This window comes from Cylindrospermum sp. FACHB-282, assembly GCF_014697195.1.
Classification (GTDB): Bacteria; Cyanobacteriota; Cyanobacteriia; order Cyanobacteriales; family Nostocaceae; genus Cylindrospermum.
On record NZ_JACJRJ010000022.1, the window covers coordinates 47156 to 66057 of the forward strand.

The window sequence follows — 18902 nt, forward strand, 5'->3', positions numbered from 1 at the left end:
TGCTAATAATGAAGACAACAGCAAAGTATTCACTATCAAAAATAAACTATTACCTGATATTTACCTTTCTAGGAATGTTTCTCATGTTCCCCGCCAAAGTATACGCCTGTGCGTGTTGTGCAAATGTAGGTACATGGTCAGAAACTTCCCAAAAAATTAGTGATTATGAATTTAATGAAATCAATCGTTTGCAGTTTTCCCCAACCGCCAAAGTTAACCAAACTCAAAGGGATGAGAATGTGGGGATATCTTCAAACTCAGCCAATTACACTTTTTCAGTAGTCAAAAATCAACGCCGCTGGAATTTACAGTTTAAAGATGAACAAGGAAAAACCGGAATTTTAACTTTAACCATTCCCCGCAACGCAGTTTCTTTCAAAACAGATTTGTACGATAATAGTCAAGGTGGAGGCAGTGGTGCATTACTCTATCAGGAATTGCGTTTAGAAGGTAAACTTTCAGGAAATGGTATCTTCACTAAAGGGATAACCCCTGATACAAAATTTCGGTTGGTATTACAAGGAAGAGGAAATAATTGCACTTCCGCCGAAAACTTTAAAACATGGAATTTACAGGTTTTTGGTTCCCGTGCTGACTACTCATTTCGTGGTTCTTTTAAACCGTAAATTTTTATTCTTTCATTTGGCGAAAACGCAAAGTTATTTTAAAAGATGTTGGAAAAGTCTTAAAATTGAAGTAGAAAACATCTCTCCTACAAATGTAGAGATTTTACATGCAATGTCTCTACACACATTTAGGCTATAATTTATAGCATATTTCATCTGAGGGAGGTACACAAGGGCAGGCAAGATGCCCACCCCACAAGATTTATAATATTAAGATGTGTTGTGTACTTTATTCACTTGTGAAGTACTGTAAGCTGTTGGGCTTTTAATTTGAACATCAAGGGCGGGCAGGATGCCCACCCCACAAGAGTTAGATTGAATGATCGTATGCAAATTATAGGATTGTCAGCTTATCTATCTCTCCATAACCTCCACCACCGGGAGTTTCAATTACAAAGATATCTCCCGCGTTCATTTCTACTACTGCTTTACTTCCTAATTCCTCCACAGTTCTATCACTCCTCTCAACATAATTTTTACCAACTTTAGCCACCTCACCACCATATAAACCAAAAGGTGCAATCACGCGATGATTTGACAAAATTCCTGCTGTCATTTTCTCTAGAAAACGTAGGCAACGGATTACACCATTTCCCCCATGATGCTTTCCTTCACCACCACTATTTTCACGAATAGCAAAACTTTCTAAAATTACAGGAAAACGCCATTCTAAAACTTCGGGATCTGTTAAGCGGGAATTTGTCATGTGAGTGTGAACAGCATCTGTTCCATCAAAATCAGCACCTGCACCAGAACCACCGCAGATGGTTTCATAATATTGATAGCGTTGATTCCCAAATGTAAAATTATTCATTGTTCCTTGGGAAGCTGCTAATACACCCAACGCACCATATAAAGTATCGGTAATTGCTTGGGAAGTTTCCACATTTCCCGCCACAACAGCAGCAGGATAACGGGGATTTAACATACAACCGACGGGGTTGATGATTTCTAATGGTTTCATACACCCAGCATTTAAGGGAATATCATCATTTACCAAAGTACGAAAAACATACAAAACGGCTGCTTTACATACTGCGGCTGGAGCGTTAAAATTGTTATTTAGCTGCTGGGGCGAAGTTCCTGTAAAATCAATTTTGGCACTACGATTTTCCCGGTTAATAGTAATTGCTACCTGGATAATGCTACCATCATCTAATGTATAGCTAAAACTCCCATTCTGTAAAACTTCAATTATCCGCCGTACTGATTCCTCGGCGTTATCTTGCACAAACCCCATATAAGCTTGGACGGTTTCTAGGCTGTAGTGTTCTACCATTTTATACAGTTCTTGAACACCCCGCTCATTAGCAGCAATTTGTGCTTTTAAATCGGCGATATTTTGAGTTATATTTCTGGCTGGATAAGGTGTACTTCCTAGTAGTTCTACTAATTCCTGTTCGCGGAATTCACCAACAGCAACAAGCTGAAAATTATCTAATAAAATTCCCTCTTCATCTACACTTTTGCTATTAGGTGGCATCGAACCGGGAGTAATTCCACCAATGTCTGCATGATGTCCCCGTGAGGCGACATAAAACAGAGGAAGATCCCCCTTTAAAGGAGAGGAAACAAATACCGGGGTGATAACGGTAATATCTGGTAAATGAGTACCGCCGTTGTAGGGATTATTAGAAGCGAAGACATCACCAGGTTTGATAGTGTCGCCATAAGTTGCAATCAAAGCTTGCACACTTTCACTCATGGAACCGAGATGTACGGGAATATGGGGCGCATTTGCCACTAATTGTCCAGAAACATCGAAAATTGCACAGGAAAAATCTAACCTTTCTTTGATATTGACTGAAGAACTGGTATTTTGTAATGTGATGCCCATTTGTTCGGCGATCGCACGAAACAAATTATTGAAAATCTCCAGCATCACCGGATCAGGGCGATTTTGGATTTTAGATTTTAGACTTCGTCGTGAGCGCTCAGTCGAACGATTTTGGATTAAAAATTGAGAATTGGTTTGTCTTTGCAATACTAGATGGTTGCGTGATGTTAACTCCGCTTTCCAATGGGGTTCAATCACATTCGTACCAGTTGCTTCCACAATAATTGCTGGGCCAAAAACAGAATCACCTGGTTGCAAATCTTCCCGCTGATAAACTGGCGTATTCCACCATTCCCCAGCCGTATACATCTGCACTGTAGCCATCGGCACAGCTTGATTATCATCCCTACGGGAAAATACCTTCTCCTCCGGCGCATCATGCCTCGCCACCACCTCAACCGTAACCGCCTCCACAATCAGCCGCTTCTCCGGTGCAACAAACCCATAACGCTGACGATGCAACCCCTCAAACTGACTTCGCATCGCCACCACATCACCAAAATCCACACTCAACGGCCCATCCGTCCCCTCATACCGCAAAAGCACCCGCCGATAAACCTCTATCTTGGCGTCCTTGGCGTCTTGGCGGTTCAATTCCTCTTCCCCCTCCCTCACCAAAACCGCCAAAACCCCCTCCAAATCCAACCCAGCACTCAAAACCGATTCCACCGCCCGTTCTCGAAACGCCCGTACATCCGCCAAACCCATACCATAAGCAGATAACACCCCAGCGTAGGGATGGATAAAAACCTGCTTCATCCCCAAAGCATCAGCAATTAAACAAGCGTGTTGCCCGCCCGCGCCGCCAAAACAACACAAAGTATACTCAGACACATCATAACCGCGCTGGAGAGAGATTTTTTTAATCGCATTTGCCATTTTATCAACGGCGATCGCCAAAAAACCTGCGGCTACTTCTTCCGGTGTGCGGTGATCCCCAATTTCCGCCGCCAATTTGCCAAAGGAACGCCTTACCACCTCTGCATCTAAAGGCAAATCCGCATTTAGTCCAAACACCTTGGGAAAAAACGCCGGTTGCAACTTCCCCACCATCACATTACAGTCAGTTACCGTCAAGGGCCCCCCTTTGGAGTAAGCAGCAGGACCCGGATTTGCTCCCGCCGACTCTGGCCCCACCCGATAGCGAGAACCATCGTATTGCACAATTGAACCACCACCCGCCGCTACAGTGTGAATTGCCATCATCGGCGTTCGCAGCCGCACCCCTGCCACTTCCGTTTCTAAAGTGCGCTCATATTCGCCATTATAATGAGCCACATCCGTAGATGTACCGCCCATATCAAAGCTGATAATCTGGTTAAATCCCGCCATCAGGCTAGTTTGCACCGCCCCCACAATCCCACCAGCAGGCCCTGATAAAATACTATCCTTCCCTTGGAAATTATGAGCGTCAGCCAGTCCTCCATTCGACTGCATAAACTGGAGGGAAACATTATTTCCCAACTGACTCGCCACCTGATCCACATACCGCCGCAGAATTGGCGATAAATAGGCATCAACAACAGTTGTATCACCCCGACTAACTAATTTCATTAAGGGGCTAACAGCGTGAGAGACAGAAACTTGAGTAAATCCCATATTCTCGGCTAGGGTAGCAACTTGCTGTTCATGGGCGGTGTAGCGGTAACCATGCATAAATGCGATCGCACAAGAACGAATCCCATCATCAAAAGCTGCTTGTAATTGGGGGCGAACAGTATCCAGATTTAGGGGAATTAATTCCTCACCTTGGGCGCTGTAACGTTCCTCAACCTCAATTACCCGCTGATAAAGCATTTCTGGCAAAATAATTTGACGGGCGAAAATGTCGGGACGGTTTTGGTATCCGATTCGTAGCGCATCTCCAAAGCCTTTGGTTATCACTAGAACTGTGCGATCGCCTTTTCTCTCCAGCAAGGCATTTGTCGCCACTGTAGTTCCCATTTTCACCACCGAAATGCGATCGGCGGGAATCGGCGCATCAGCAGAAATTCCCAAAATTTCCCGAATTCCCTGCACTGCTGCATCAGAATAGCGATCGGGATTTTCTGACAACAGCTTATGAATCACCAACTCCCCATCAGGGCGTTGCGCCACAATATCAGTGAATGTCCCCCCCCGATCAATCCAAAATTCCCAATTCATATAGGTTCCACCCTCTCAAGAAATATGATGTCTATGCTTTTCGCAACTATACTTGCGTTATGTTGACTGCTACAAATCCAGCCTGACTGAATCAATTAGAGTTATCATTTTAAAATTATCAGGTCTACACCATATCGGGTTACCAAATACTCCTTTGGCAAAACAGCATGACAAACATAAAATTACAATGGTTTAAACAGGCTTTTCAGCTTAGAGGCTCAGTAGTCTCGGCAATTTATAAACGAGTTTTATGGGGTGGGCTTTTTGGCTTTTTTATTTCTATAATGTACCATTTAAAATTCCCAGTTTCTCAACCTATTTTAGGCAGCGTTATCCCTAGTATTGTTTTAGGTTTATTACTTGTTTTTCGCACAAATACAGCTTATGAACGCTTTTGGGAAGGTCGAAAATGCTGGGGTTCTATAGTAAATAATGTCCGAAATCTGGCACGGCAAATTTGGGTATCTGTCGATGAAATTTCTCCAGAAGATAAATACAATAAAATTGCTGCATTGAACTTATTAATAGCTTTTGCCGTGGCAACTAAATTACATTTACGGGGAGAACCTGTAGATAGTGAGATAGAAGAATTAATATCACATTCTAAGTATATCAAGCTAAAATTGATGAATAATCCTCCCCTAGAAGTTGCTTTCTGGATTGGAGATTATTTACAGCAACAATATAACCGTAATTGCCTAAATAGCTACCAGTTAACATCCATGCAAGAATTATTGAATAATCTGGTGGATAATTTAGGCGCTTGCGAACGGATATTAAAAACACCTATACCTCTAGCCTACGCTATTCATCTTAAGCAATTGCTATTACTGTATTGCTTGCTGCTACCATTTCAAATGGTGGAGAGTCTCGGTTGGTGGACAGGTTTAATTGTTGCTTTAGTTAGTTTTACCTTATTTGGTATTGAAGCCATCGGACTAGAAATAGAAAACCCCTTTGGTTACGATGTCAACGATTTACCCCTAGATACAATCTGCAACACTGCGAAGCGCAATCTCAACGATTTAATCAGCCTTACTCCCAGCGTGCAATCATATACAAAAAAAATATGAGTAAAGTATCCACAACCATTTATTTTTCTAGAATTGAAAATACTTCTTGAACAAATTGCTCATATTTTTCTAAATCTTTGCTCAGTACTTCTGTCAAGTTGAAATAGGCAGATATTATTGGATCATTGTGAATCCGAATATTTACTTCAGTAGTAATACAACTAGCAATGAGTATGGATTTAACCTCTGGGTTCTTACGAAAAGCTTCTTCAAAGGATTTTTTAGCAGCGCCATAACGTTCTAGTGCGCCAGCAGGATCAGTTCCTCCTTTAACCTCAATTACACCAACTGTTGTACCCTCATTGTTCAAAAGTGAAATATCTGGCTCACTAGAAAAAAGTATAGAGGTATGATTCGACAACATTAGACCCCGATAACTTTCTATATTTCCTAGTTTTTCCTCAATTCTATCAGGGTTGTATACTTCAATTACCATACCTTTACGTGGGATAAAGGCAGCAATAATATTGCGTTCTTTTGCCTCTTTAATCAGAAGTCGCTGCACAACTTTTTCTGCTTCTTCCCCAATAGCATTACGCCATGAACCGTCAATTTGTGTTCCTGTTGATGCTAGTAGGATTCCATATATTTCTTCCTCAGTCAAATTTTCTATAGCACTATCAATAATGAGCGATATATGTTCATTACAAAGTCGAGACAGCACTAAGGCTTTGTCTTCTGCTAGAGAATATTTATTTTCTTCATCAGTTTCAATATTCTTTACGTCTACTGCTACTAAATACTTAACAGCTTTCTGAGAAAGTGCTGCAATATTACGATAGTAAGCTATTAATGAAGAGTGTTCTCGAATTAACCTGGGGTGGCAAAATACCTGAATTAGTTGCAAGCTAGGATGCTCATTGATATAGGTGAATGCTTCTTCCCCAATACCCCAATTTACCCAACTTTCCCAACTGTATAAATGCTTGACTGGTAATAATGCATCTATTCTCGCTCTAAAAGACAGAGTTTTATATTCTTTAAGTTTGCGATAAAAGAAGGTTGAACGTAACCGATAGTTTAGGCGATGCGCCTCAGTTAAGGGATTTATTTCCTCTAATGTCATAGCGGTTACTTTTCCCAAATATACACGCATTTACGTAATTCTGTTCGACCATGATCTCCCATTTGCTGGCTGCTATTGCCTTTTCCTCTCCCTAATGTCCAAATATATCGCGTTTTCAGTCCAAAAGACTCTGCTATATCAGATAAAATTAGGTCTACAGGAATTTCCTCTCCAGCATATCTAACGTTGTCATTTACCATTGCGATTATGCCGCCAGATTTGACAATACGAGCTAATTCATAGATAACAAAGCAAATTTCATAAAAGTAATTATGTACCATTCTGGCAATATTTTTATTATTCAATTTGCCTTCTTTTTTATAATTGTCTAATATAGTTAAGACTTCTTGTAAAGCAGCCTGTTCTTTAAAAGTTGAATCTATTCTCAAAAAATCTTGATATCTTCCTCTATTAGTATAATAATCCTGTAAATAATTCCTCTTCTCACGGTTCTCGACAGTACATGAAAGCATTTGTTGACGTAAATGCTTTACTTTTTCTTCACTGCATCCCAAAAAGGCAAGTTCAAGGGCATAGGTGCGAGTGTAATCATATCTGTTAACATAGGGTGGAGATGTAATAACACAATCAATACTATTTTCTGGAAGAGTTGGAAGAATGTCTAAGCAAGAACCTTCGTGTATTTTAGGCTCTAAATTCTTAACAAGACTGGATTTTTGATCGGTTAACTGCAATTTTAGTTGCTCACCAAATAAATCTAGTTGAATAGGGCTGATATTGAAATCTGATGTAATCTGTTTTAGCTTGCGGTAAATTGCATCTTCAAAAGATAAAACTTCTCCCTTATTAAATTCATTTTTCCCTTTTGAACGACCAGAACGAACATCCCAGCGTAGATATTGTCCATCTTTTCTGGTATAACTAATATCTTCAAGAATACAAAACACACTGTATATGAGTAGGGTTCGTATGTCTTGATTAGCAACAAAATTATGGCAATAAGATATGTAACCAACTAGTTGTTCTTCATTTATTGAAGAAAATGCTCCACGGGTTATTGCTAAATGACTAAATGCGAAACTTTTGTCATAATAGTTTTGGAAGTTTATTTTTTTTAATTCAGAAATGACAATATTTAATGATTCAATATTTATTTTCTGAGCTATTATTCGAGCTTGTGTTGCAAAAATGCCGACAGGTAAAAGTTCAATTCCAGTAGTTTGCCACCCCAATGTACTTGCAGTAAATAAAGATGAACCAACTCCTGAAAATGGATCTAGTAGGATACCTGGCTGTGGTTTTAATGTTTGAAGAAGATAGGTAACTAGACGTTCTGAAAATCCTTCTCTATACTTAAACCAGAAAAAGGGAACTTGTTTATTACCCTGAAAGCTCACCAAAGTTCTATCCAAATAAGGGTTATGAACAATCCTTGATTTAAATTTTTGGTAAAGATTAGTTCTTTGGTTTAAAGACAAAATGACTGATACAGGTTGGTTTAATGTTAAATCCGAACATTCTTGATTATTTTTCATCAAATCAATTTAAAGTTTATTAAAAATATAGTTGTCTTTCGTTAAACTACAAATATCGGAAAGCTGGATCAAATAAACATCGTACACACAAAATATATACTCTAATAAACTATCGGCTAAAAGTTAGCTGATTTTTGAATGCTGAAAAATAACTGATATTCACAAACTTCTAATGCCAATTTCTAACCCCTCGCATACACCAGTGAGAAAATCTAAATTCAAGGTGGCAATGGTGTCGCTAGGTTTGTGATAATGTGGATTTCGCAGGAAAGCTGTATCTGTCACCATAATTGCTGGATAACCCGCATCCCAAAAAGGTGCATGATCACTGAGCCTGGTGTGGGGAACTATTAAACCTTTATTGGGTGCTGGTAGCCACTGACTAGGTACACCAGCTTTGCGAATATTCCGACTTAGGCCAATTAAGTCACCCAATGTCCGCCAATTCCCAATTAAAGCAATAAAATCGCCACGATTTGGATAAAAGCGTTCTAAAAAAGGTGGGTAACTTTGAGAGCCAGGAGTAGTATCGCAATAGCCCAACATTTCTAAAGACATCATTAAGCGTAGGGGTTGCTGTTGTTGACGCAAGAGGTTTACATAATCAGCGCTACCCAGTAAGCCGTATTCTTCCATGTCAAAGGCAACTAGTCGCAGGGGATATCTGGCTGGAACGGCTGCAAATTTTTTGGCAAACTCCAACAAAACTGCTACACCTGTGGCATTATCATCAGCTGCTGGGGTTCCGGGTACGCCATCATAGTGAGCACCAATTAAAATAGGTGGTAAATCCCGCTTTTGTCCTCTAGCTTGGGAAGGTAAATTTAAAATGAGATTTTTGCAGGTTTTGCCCCTAACTTGAAAGGTGTGGATTTCCACACTTCCCCATTGGACAAGTTGTTGGCGAATGTATTCTTGGACAAAAAAGTGTCCGGCTGTCGCCATGTAAGGATCGCGTTCTCGCGCGATCGCACTCAGATGAGTTTGTAATCGCTCTTTTAAATTCAAATGTTTAAACTATTGGCAATATCATATTTTTCAGGACGGGGGAAAGGGCAAAGCAGCTGTTATAAATCTGAATTTTTCATTGATCATATCTTGTGAATCAAGCTCCTGGACTACAAGATTTGCGGCTACTTCGGCACACTCAACCATTGTCAATGTTATCCTAGACTTGCAAGTAGCTCCTCAAGCTTCTATTCCCACCCTTCTGGCCTTGATGATGAGTATTATACCATTGAGGGGGTTTAATCATTTAGCACAAAGCTAGAGGTAGTTTCGCCCAATGTTCATAAATATATAAGACACGCTAGGAGAAGAGTAACGCATGGGCAAGGTAGTCGGCATCGACTTGGGTACAACCAACTCAGTAGTCGCCGTGATGGAGGGTGGCAAGCCGGTGGTGATCGCCAATGCAGAAGGAATGCGAACAACCCCCTCCGTCGTTGGCTTCAGCAAAGAAGGTGAAAGGGTGGTTGGGCAAATGGCACGACGGCAAACCGTCCTCAATCCCCAAAATACTTTTTTTTCAGTCAAACGCTTTATTGGGCGGAAGTATGGCGAACTTAGTCCAGATTCTAAGCGTGTACCCTACACTATCCGCAAAGATGAAGTGGGGAATATTAGAGTTGCCTGTCCCCGTCTCAATAAGGAATTCGCCCCTGAAGAAATTTCGGCTATGGTTCTCAAGAAATTGGCTGACGATGCCAGTCGCTACTTGGGTGTACCAGTGACGGGGGCAGTGATTACTGTTCCTGCTTATTTTAATGATTCCCAGCGGCAAGCAACGCGGGATGCAGGAAGAATTGCTGGGTTGGAGGTGTTGCGGATTCTCAATGAACCCACTGCGGCATCTTTGGCTTATGGTTTGGATCGGGGTGATACGGAAACAATTTTAGTCTTTGATTTGGGCGGTGGCACTTTTGATGTGTCGATTCTAGAGGTTGGTGATGGGGTGTTTGAAGTCAAAGCCACTAGTGGAGATACGCAACTTGGTGGTAATGATTTTGATAAAAAAATAGTAGATTGGTTGGCAGAGCAATTTTTAGAGGCGGAAGCTGTAGACTTAAGACGCGATCGCCAAGCTTTGCAACGTCTCATGGAAGCAGCAGAAAAAGCCAAAATAGAACTTTCTGCTGTCAGCGTCACTGATATTAACTTACCTTTCATCACCGCCACAGAAGATGGCCCCAAGCATTTAGAAACTCGCCTGACGCGATCGCAGTTTGAGGGCTTGTGCGGTGACTTGGTAGGGCGTTTACGGACTCCAGTCAAAAGGGCACTGAAAGATGCCGGTCTTTCACCTGTAGATATTGAAGAAGTTGTCCTAGTTGGTGGTTCCACCCGCATGCCAATGGTGAAGCAACTAGTGCGCGACTTGATTGGCACCGAACCCAACGAAAACGTCAACCCCGATGAAGTGGTAGCCGTGGGTGCAGCCATTCAGGCAGGCATTCTCGCCGGTGAACTCAAGGATGTGCTGCTTTTGGATGTCACTCCCCTATCTTTGGGATTGGAAACCATCGGCGGCGTGATGAAAAAACTCATTCCCCGTAACACAACCATACCAGTACGCCGCTCTGATATCTTTTCCACATCAGAAAATAACCAAAATACAGTGGAAATCCACGTAGTCCAAGGCGAACGGGAAATGGCGGCAAATAACAAGTCATTGGGACGTTTCAAGCTGTATGGCATTCCCCCAGCACCACGGGGCATCCCCCAAGTCCAAGTATCTTATGATATCGATGCCAATGGAATTTTACAGGTTACAGCCCTAGACCGCACCACAGGACGAGAGCAGACGATCACCATTCAAGGGGCTTCTACCTTGAGTGAGTCGGAAGTAAATCGGATGATTCAAGACGCCCAGAAATATGCCGACGTTGACCGGGAACGGAAAGAACGAGTAGAAAAGCGCACTCGTGCTGAGGCGATGATTTTACAAGCAGAACGACAACTCAGAGAAGTGGCGCTGGAAATGGGGATGCAGTTTGCCCGTAGCCGCCGCCAACGAATTGACAATATTTGTCGGGAACTGCGTGAAAGTTTACAGCAAAATGACGATCGCGGCATTGACCAAGCTTATGCTGACCTGCAAGATGCTCTGTATGAGCTAAACCGGGAAGTCCGCGAGTATTATGCTGAGGATGAAGAAGAAGATTTGTTTGGAACTATCCGGGAAATCTTTACTGGTGACAAAGAACGGGAGCGGGATCTATCAAGAGATACATATCGGGAACGGGATTCCTACAGCAAGGATTATGGTAATAAGGACTATGGCCGGGACAGTCGTTCCTCCTCCTATGACAGCCGTCCGGCACGCAAACCCCGTCCCAGCTACCAAGATAACTGGGATGATGACGACGATTGGTTGTAGTAGTCGCCAATTCAATGCCAGGATTTTAGATTTTGGATTGAATATCTTGAATCTAAAATCCCAAAGCCAAAAATGACAGTACCCATTACCAAAATCTAACATCTAAAATCTAAATTTAAATAACTAACTATGCAAAATTTGCAGAATTTTCGCGATTACTATGAGATTTTGGGAATTTCTAAAGATGCCTCTAGTGAGGAAATTAAAAAGGTTTATCGGCGGTTAGCAAGGCAATATCACCCCGATCTCAATCCAGGAAATAAAGAAGCAGAGGAAAAATTTAAGGTGATCGGCGAGGCTTACGAAATCCTCTCTGACCCAGCCAAACGGGCCCATTATGACCAATTTAGCCGCTACTGGAAACAAAAAGGCTTTGCGGGTAACAAAACACCAAAGTCTAAAGATTGGGAAAATCGCCCTAACGGTCGTAATGGTAATGACGTAGATCCTAGCCAGTTTTCCGATTTTGAGAGCTTTATTAATCAAGTAATTGGTGTTAGCAGTCGCAAAGATACTAGAAATACAGGAAGTACCACTACTACCGATCCATTTCGCGCCCCCAGAACTTCAAAAGTTGAATACACAGTTAATACCCCACCCCGCGCTACCCGTCGAGATATCGAAGCCAGATTGACTTTACCACTAGAAAAAGCTTATCAAGGTGGTAATGAGCGCATTCGTTTGGAAGATGGGCGATCGCTAGAAGTGACTATGCCCCCAGCTATGGTAACAGGTCAAACTATCCGGCTGCGAAATCAAGGCATTGGTGGCGGCGATTTGTACTTAAAAATTACAGTCGAGCCTCATTCTTTGTTTAAGCTAGAAGGGGCAAATATCTTTTGTCAGGTGCCTGTAACTCCCAGTGAAGCAACTTTAGGGGGACAGGTAGAAGCACCAACTCTCGATGGCCCAGTGAAAATGACAATTCCCCCAGGTGTCAGGTCTGGTCAAAGATTCCGTCTTTCCAATAAAGGCTACCCCAGCGAAAACGGTAAACGTGGCGACCAATTGGTGGAAGTTCAGATAGTTACACCTAAAAATATTAGTCCTGAAGAACGGGAACTTTACGAAAAAATTCGGGAAATTGAAACCTTTAAACCCCGCGCTGATTTACTTTAATTACCCGTTCACGGAATCAAACAATATTATAGTGAAGGTAACTATAGTTACTACTTAGGCACTTGTGTACTCTTGCCATGCCTTTTACCTTCACCTTTTCCCCCAGCCAAAACCAAACCTTTGAACTGCGTTGCGATTATGGTACACGCCGTTTAGATATTCATGAATTAGCTAATCTCATTAATCAGTGTGAAGAAAATTACTATTCCCAAGAAGACGATGATATAGGACTATTGCGAGAAATTGGATGCAAACTATATTCCTGGTTAGATGGGAAAGAAGGATGGTTACGTCGGGCATTAAGTGAAAGCACAGATAGAAGAATATATTTAGATTTAATTAAAACCAGTGAAGCACAGGGTTTAAACCCAGAAACAAAGCCTGTAGCCTTGGGTTTAGCGCATTTACCTTGGGAATTATTACATAATGACACAGAATTTTTACTGTATATTTTACCAGTAAGGAAAGTCAAACAAGAGAATAGCAGTATTTTGGGTGAGCAAAATCGCCCACTGCGGCTGTTATTTATGGCAACTTCCCCAGAACATCCAGGTATTGCCTTATTACAATTTGAAAAAGAAGAAACAAATATTCTCCAAGCGACAAAAGACCGGCGTAATGACTTAAACTTAGTTGTGGAAGAAAGCGGTTCAGTTGCAGAATTAGGTAATTTAGTCAACTCCTACGCTGAAAATTATTTTGACGTATTCCATTTAATGGGGCATGGCGTAATTTATACAAAAGCAGCCTATAGCGGTTATTTGCCCCCAGGTAAGCAAATTGCAGACTATACCCCCTGTTTCATCACAGAAGATGAACTGGGAGATATGGTATTTACAACCGTTGATGATTTAGCAAAAGCCTTTAAAAACAGATTCCCCAGAGTAGTATTTCTTTCTGGCTGTCACACCGGACAAATTGCCAATCAAGGTACAGTTCCCTCAATGGCTGAGGCATTGGTAAAAGCCGGGGCGGCTGTGGTTTTGGGCTGGGCGCGTCCCGTTTTTGATAGCACGGGTATTATTGCCGCACAGACACTTTATCAAGCTTTAGCGACCGGGGAAACCGTAGAGGCAGCAGTCAAAGCCGCACAAATGGAGATGATTGCCCAAAAATGCAGCGACTGGCATTTATTACGGATTTATCGGGATACACGCTTAATTGAAAAATTGGTAACTCCACTGAACACCAAAAAGCGGGAGAAACTGAAATTTAACCCACCTGAAAACGAATTTTTAGATGAAAATAACATCATCAAAGTTGCCAGTCGGGTGGAATTTGTCGGGCGCAGACGTGCCTTGCAGCGCGGGTTAAAGGCTTTACGGCAAACTAGCGACGAAATTGGGGTATTTATTGCGGGAATGGGCGGTTTAGGTAAAAGTTCCTTAGCAGCGCGGTTGTGTACGCGGGTACAGTCCCAACGGGATAATTTTCAGCGGGTGGTATTAATTGGACCAGTGGATGAAATCAAGTTAATTGGTAAACTGGCGAGTAAGTATGAAAGATTTGCTGGTGTACCCGCGTTGTTAAATGATCCAAATGTTCCTTCTTTGAAAGGGCGGTTACAAAACTTTTTTGAACACATTGAAGACGAATTAGATCAGCCTTTATTGTTGGTTTTGGATGACTTTGAGCAGAATATTCCCGAATCCAACATTGCAGATGGTAGCTTGCGGATGACGACAGATGCTTACCGAGTTTTAGAGGCTGTGTGTGCAGCTTTGGCAGAAAATCAAGCCGAAAGTCGGTTAATTGTCACCTGTCGCTATCTCCAACCAGAGACATTACCACCCCATAGATTACATTTGGAAACTTTAGCGGGGATGGGTGAAACCGATATTGAGAAAATTTATCGCGGCTGGGATAGACAAATTCAGCTACAAGCCAGAACACAGAGAATTTCCAAGATTGCATCTGGGAACCCCCGCTTATTAAAGTGGTTGGTAGAGGTATTGCAACAACCAGGTTTAGCAGCAGATGAGTTGTTGACTAAGTTGGAGAATACAGAGTTAAAGTTTCGAGAAAATATTCTGGCAGAAACTTTGTTGAGTGGGTTGAAAGAAGAGGAAAAAAAGTTTCTGGCTAGGTTGAGTGTGTTTCACTTGCCGGTGCAGGGAAAAATTATTGAAAACCTCTCTCCAAACCTCTCTCCTGCGAGGAGAGAGGCTTTGAATTCTCCCCCTTCCCTCGATGTGGGGAACTTCTCTCCAAACCTCTCTCCTACAAGGAGAGAGGCTTTGAATTCTCCCCCTTCCCTCGTAGGGAAGGGGGTTGGGGGGTTAGGTCTCCTCCCTAAACTCATAAGTCTGAGTTTGGTGGAATCAGCGACGGTATATGCCGGGCAAAATGTTGAGTATCGGGTGACGACAATTTTAGCACCCCTACTGCAACCCCTATTAACTGAAGCCGAATGGCAAACAACACACCAAGCAGCAACTAGAACGATTTATCAAACTTGGTGGGAAGAATCAGATAATTGTAATTTAAGACAAGGGCTGGAAATTGTCAGGTTAGCAGTGCGGGCACAAGAACAAGAAATTGCGGTTACGGTGGGAAATGCGATCGCAACTCGTTGGGTGAATCGTAGCCGAGTTCGGGAAGCGTGGGAACTATGCCAAGAAATTCTCCAGCTAGGGGAAGATTACCGGATATTGGAAACCATTGCCAGGGCGGAAGTAATTTTAGCTTTGCTTGAGTTAGCCTTGAGTCATTTTCAACAAGCTTTAAAACTTTGCCCAGAGGATGATTTAAAAGTTAAAGCCTCCATCCTCCACAACGTGGCAATTTTAAAAGCCACACAGGGAGACATCGTTGGGGCTTGGGCTCTTTTCCAGCAATCTCGGGATATTAAGGAAAGCATCAATGATGTCCAAGGAGAAGCCGCTACACTGCACGAAATGGCAAATTTAAAAGCCACACAGGGAGACATAGCCGGGGCATTCCCTCTTTTCCAGCAATCTTTGGAGATTACCGACAGTATCAACGATGTCAAAACCAAAGCCGCTACACTGCGCCAAATGGCAAATTTACAAGCCAGACAGAGAGATATAGCCGGGGCATTCCCTCTTTTCCAGCAATGTTTGAAGATTCACGAAAGTATCAACGATGTCCAAGGGAAAGCCGCTACATTGGCAAGTATGGCTTATTGGGAAGGGCAAAGGGGAAATAAAACCGAACAGTTAGAACTCAACCTACAAGCCGCCCAATTATTCGCACAAGTCCGCGCTTACTTGGATTTGCGGCGGGTTTTGACAAACTTAGGTTTAAGTGCGGAAACCAACGGTATCATCTACCTTGCCCAAGCTGTGTGGTTGTGTCTGCGGATTGAAGTACCTTTGCATGATACTGTCAATACCCTGGTAGCCATGTACTATAAACTACCCCAAGGTGATGAAATGCAAGGTTTGCTGGGTGAAACGGCGGTGTTTTTCTGTCGGCTGCGAGGGGATGGACATCCGCAGTTAGAGGAATTGAAAGATCGGAGTTTGAAACTTTTGAAGCTTTTATCAGGTGCTGCTGCGGCTCAAGGGATTGAAAACCCGGAAGCCATTGATGTTTGGTTTGCGGAGAAACAGTTGAGTGATCCTCAAGACTTTCGCCCGCGTCTCAATCAGCAGCTAGAGGCAATTATTGGGGATGGGTGGCTGTTTAATCCTGGGGTTAATTAACAGTTAGCGAAAAGCTAACAATTACTACCAATTGCTCACATTTAATTTGCCACCAAATTCATCAAATTAAGATCAAGTTAGCATTTTTATGTAAAATACAATCATGCTACTAGGATTCAAGACAGAACTGAAGGTAAGCAAACAGCAGCGTCTACTACTGGCACAACACGCAGGAGTAGCAAGACACGCTTGGAATCAAGGGTTAGCATTATGTCAACAGTTACTAATACATAATCGTACCAACCCAGACGAGAAAATCAAATTTCCCACAGCCATAGACTTACATAAATGGTTAGTAGCATCAGTCAAATCTACCCATTCATGGTATTACGAAGTATCTAAATGCGCTCCTCAGTACGCATTGAAACATCTAGCAGATGCCTTTAAATCTTTTTTTAAGAAAAGCAAAGGGTTTCCTAATTTTAAGAAAAAGGGTAAACATGATTCTTTTACTCTGGATGGTGCGATTCACATTGACGAGAGAAAAGTAAAAGTTCCTGTGATTGGATGGGTAAAAACCTATGAACTTTTACCAAAAGGATATCAACCTAAATCAGTGACAATTAGTAAACAAGCTGATAGCTGGTTCATTTCTTGGAAACTAGAGGTAGAGACTAGTCAAACGCCTAAACAACAAGAGTTTGTCGGCATTGACTTAGGAATAAATCATTTAGCCACATTATCAACAGGAGAAGTATTTGATGGAGCCAAGAGTTATAAAAAGTCTGAAAATAAACTAGCAAGAATGCAGTACTTGAATCGCCATAAAAAAATCGGTTCAAGTAATTATAGAAAAGCGCAGATAAAAATAGCGAGACTACACCAAAAAATAACTAACGTCCGTAAAGATACATTACACAAAGTTACTACCTATATTAGCAAAAACCACGCTTTTATTGGGATCGAAGATTTGAATGTATCAGGAATGTTAGCCAACGGTAAATTAGCTAAAGCTATCGCTGATATGGGTTTTTATGAGTTTCGTAGACAGCTAGAATACAAGACTCAACTATATGGCAGTAAGTTAGTAGTTGTAGATAGATTCTATCCCAGTAGCAAAACTTGCTCTAGTTGTGGTGAGAAAAAAATATCTCTGTCACTGTCTCAAAGAGTATTCCAATGTGAACACTGCGGTTTTGAGTGCGATAGAGATTTAAACGCTGCTATTAATTTAAGTTCCTATGCGGCTAGATTAGTCGTGTTAGCCTGTGGATTGGATAGTGCCGACACTTCCAGGTGCAAACAGGAAGAAAAAGCCGACAATTGTTAGCAATTGTTAGCATTTTTGGATCGGAAATTGTCTGAATCAGGATTTTCTGGATTTGAGGATGAACAGGATGATGATGAGGATTTGATTATCGAAAAGATTATCAGCAGCTTTTAAGTTATTTTGCGCGATATAGTTCCAGATATTCTCAATATCTTGTGCTGCTTGAGTAGAAATCCGAAATTGGCTCATACAACATCATTCTAAGTCAATTTTTGCAGTCCCCGTGTTTTAATATCTGCAAAAAAAGCCGAAAGTGACTCTTCATTGTATTCAGTATATTGACCGCTTTCAAGTTGCTGAATACCAAGGTTGATTTCATTGCGTAAGGCTTCTAGCTTGAGTTTTTGCAGTTCTTCCTCAAGGTGCTGGAGTTGATCTATCATCTGTTGGAATGCTTGGGCATCTTGCACTACAACCTCAGCTTTGCCGTTAACAGTTAGTACAAGGGGAGACTTTGTTGACTTGATGCGATCTACGTATTCCTTGGCGTTGCGCTTGAAGTCGGTGAGAGTTTGAATATTTTCCAGGTTAATTTTAATGTGCATCGCATCTAATCTAATGCTTTATAAAATATTTTATCAGATACTTGAACTTCTATGGCTTCCCCGATTCACAAAAGATTTAAAATAAAAAAGATATCTTTAAGCAAGGTGACTCAAACAGCCGTGAATCAGAACGGGGTAAGGGGACAAGGTAGCGAACCAACTTATTACTCCTTGCTAGGACTGCATCCCTCGGCATCGGTAATCGATATTCGCCGTGCTTATCGGGAACTGAGTAAACGCTATCACCCTGATACTACAGAATTACCTGCTACTGTTGCTACCGCTAAATTTCAGCAAATCAACGAGGCTTACGCTACTTTGAGTAACCCAGAACGGCGGTTAAGCTATGATTTAAAAATTGGCTATTCGCGTTTTGGGGTGATTCAAGCACCCTCGGATTTGAACCATCCTGTTTCCCATCCTTATAACTGGTCGAAGTCAGCTTACCTCGACCCTAGCGATCGCCCTTTGTCCGCGGGTGAGATTTTTGCTCTGTTTATGCTATTGTTGACCTTTTTGGGTTGTGTGCTTTTAGCGATCGCCATCGGCTTAACTCGTGGTGAATCCGCTTTTCAAGGGCAACTGCTACCAACAATCACCACCGCACCACAACAAATTTCCCATTTATTAACTCTAAGTGTCCCTCTGTAAACTAAAATTTTTAAATTAAAAATTACC

At 41.9% G+C, this 18902-nt stretch carries 13 protein-coding genes; 7 read left to right on the forward strand and 6 right to left on the reverse strand.

The genetic code is table 11. The annotated features are described in order from the left end of the window. Positions 1–8: 8 nt before the first annotated feature. Positions 9–626: a hypothetical protein gene (locus H6G32_RS13260; RefSeq protein WP_242046583.1), complete on the forward strand. Its 618-nt coding sequence runs from the start codon at positions 9–11 to the stop codon at positions 624–626. 334 nt (positions 627–960) lie between these two features. Here H6G32_RS13260 and H6G32_RS13265 read toward each other — a convergent pair whose 3' ends face one another. Next, a complete protein-coding gene (locus tag H6G32_RS13265; RefSeq protein WP_190458914.1) occupies positions 961–4608 on the reverse strand; it encodes a hydantoinase B/oxoprolinase family protein in 3648 nt (1215 codons plus the stop codon). 167 nt (positions 4609–4775) lie between these two features. On the opposite strand from H6G32_RS13265, the gene H6G32_RS13270 reads away from it, so the two are divergent. Further along, a complete protein-coding gene (locus tag H6G32_RS13270) occupies positions 4776–5681 on the forward strand; it encodes a bestrophin family protein (protein WP_190458916.1) in 906 nt (301 codons plus the stop codon). 19 nt (positions 5682–5700) lie between these two features. On the opposite strand, the gene H6G32_RS13275 is transcribed toward H6G32_RS13270, so the two are convergent. From H6G32_RS13275 to H6G32_RS13285, 3 genes are all read right to left on the reverse strand, one after another. Then, entirely contained in the window at positions 5701–6747 is a 1047-nt protein-coding gene (locus tag H6G32_RS13275; RefSeq protein ID WP_190458918.1) for an XcyI family restriction endonuclease, read from the reverse strand. Between the two features lie 5 nt (positions 6748–6752). Next, complete coding sequence (locus tag H6G32_RS13280) at positions 6753–8243, reverse strand: site-specific DNA-methyltransferase (RefSeq protein ID WP_190458920.1); 1491 nt, start codon at positions 8241–8243, stop codon at positions 6753–6755. A 159-nt stretch (positions 8244–8402) separates the two neighbouring features. Further along, the gene (locus tag H6G32_RS13285; RefSeq protein WP_190458922.1) at positions 8403–9251 is read right to left on the reverse strand and encodes a M28 family peptidase; all 849 of its coding nucleotides are present in this window, start codon (positions 9249–9251) and stop codon (positions 8403–8405) included. A gap of 319 nt (positions 9252–9570) precedes the next feature. Here H6G32_RS13285 and dnaK point away from each other — a divergent pair, with 319 nt between their 5' ends. The 4 genes from dnaK to H6G32_RS13305 all read left to right on the forward strand — a co-directional run bounded on the left by dnaK (position 9571) and on the right by H6G32_RS13305 (position 17679). Further along, on the forward strand, positions 9571–11622 hold the full coding sequence (gene dnaK, locus H6G32_RS13290) for a molecular chaperone DnaK (protein WP_190458924.1): 2052 nt from the start codon (positions 9571–9573) through the stop codon (positions 11620–11622). A 129-nt stretch (positions 11623–11751) separates the two neighbouring features. After that, a complete protein-coding gene (locus H6G32_RS13295) occupies positions 11752–12741 on the forward strand; it encodes a DnaJ C-terminal domain-containing protein (RefSeq protein WP_190458926.1) in 990 nt (329 codons plus the stop codon). A gap of 77 nt (positions 12742–12818) precedes the next feature. Further along, positions 12819–16409 carry a CHAT domain-containing protein gene (locus H6G32_RS13300; RefSeq protein WP_190458929.1) on the forward strand — a complete coding sequence of 1197 codons (3591 nt, stop codon included), beginning with the start codon at positions 12819–12821 and terminating at the stop codon, positions 16407–16409. Between the two features lie 103 nt (positions 16410–16512). Further along, positions 16513–17679 carry an RNA-guided endonuclease InsQ/TnpB family protein gene (locus H6G32_RS13305; protein ID WP_190458931.1) on the forward strand — a complete coding sequence of 389 codons (1167 nt, stop codon included), beginning with the start codon at positions 16513–16515 and terminating at the stop codon, positions 17677–17679. Positions 17680–17715: 36 nt separating this feature from the next. On the opposite strand, the gene H6G32_RS13310 is transcribed toward H6G32_RS13305, so the two are convergent. Together H6G32_RS13310 and H6G32_RS13315 are read right to left on the reverse strand one after the other, a co-directional pair. Next, entirely contained in the window at positions 17716–17868 is a 153-nt protein-coding gene (locus tag H6G32_RS13310; RefSeq protein ID WP_190458933.1) for a type II toxin-antitoxin system RelE/ParE family toxin, read from the reverse strand. A gap of 11 nt (positions 17869–17879) precedes the next feature. Then, complete coding sequence (locus H6G32_RS13315) at positions 17880–18224, reverse strand: type II toxin-antitoxin system Phd/YefM family antitoxin (protein ID WP_190458936.1); 345 nt, start codon at positions 18222–18224, stop codon at positions 17880–17882. A 105-nt stretch (positions 18225–18329) separates the two neighbouring features. Between H6G32_RS13315 and H6G32_RS13320 the strand changes: the two genes are divergently transcribed. Next, positions 18330–18875 (forward strand): J domain-containing protein, encoded by a 546-nt coding sequence (locus H6G32_RS13320; RefSeq protein ID WP_190458938.1) that lies wholly within the window; start codon positions 18330–18332, stop codon positions 18873–18875. The last annotated feature ends 27 nt before the right edge of the window (positions 18876–18902 follow it).

What these genes read in the sequence shown, in the direction of transcription:
- H6G32_RS13260 (WP_242046583.1), top strand. Translation starts at nt 9, where the DNA reads ATGAAGACAACAGCAAAGTATTCACTATCAAAAATAAACTATTACCTG.
- H6G32_RS13265 (WP_190458914.1), bottom strand. Translation starts at nt 4,608, where the DNA reads ATGAATTGGGAATTTTGGATTGATCGGGGGGGGACATTCACTGATATT.
- H6G32_RS13270 (WP_190458916.1), top strand. Translation starts at nt 4,776, where the DNA reads ATGACAAACATAAAATTACAATGGTTTAAACAGGCTTTTCAGCTTAGA.
- H6G32_RS13275 (WP_190458918.1), bottom strand. Translation starts at nt 6,747, where the DNA reads ATGACATTAGAGGAAATAAATCCCTTAACTGAGGCGCATCGCCTAAAC.
- H6G32_RS13280 (WP_190458920.1), bottom strand. Translation starts at nt 8,243, where the DNA reads ATGAAAAATAATCAAGAATGTTCGGATTTAACATTAAACCAACCTGTA.
- dnaK (WP_190458924.1), top strand. Translation starts at nt 9,571, where the DNA reads ATGGGCAAGGTAGTCGGCATCGACTTGGGTACAACCAACTCAGTAGTC.
- H6G32_RS13295 (WP_190458926.1), top strand. Translation starts at nt 11,752, where the DNA reads ATGCAAAATTTGCAGAATTTTCGCGATTACTATGAGATTTTGGGAATT.
- H6G32_RS13300 (WP_190458929.1), top strand. Translation starts at nt 12,819, where the DNA reads ATGCCTTTTACCTTCACCTTTTCCCCCAGCCAAAACCAAACCTTTGAA.
- H6G32_RS13305 (WP_190458931.1), top strand. Translation starts at nt 16,513, where the DNA reads ATGCTACTAGGATTCAAGACAGAACTGAAGGTAAGCAAACAGCAGCGT.
- H6G32_RS13310 (WP_190458933.1), bottom strand. Translation starts at nt 17,868, where the DNA reads ATGAGCCAATTTCGGATTTCTACTCAAGCAGCACAAGATATTGAGAAT.
- H6G32_RS13315 (WP_190458936.1), bottom strand. Translation starts at nt 18,224, where the DNA reads ATGCACATTAAAATTAACCTGGAAAATATTCAAACTCTCACCGACTTC.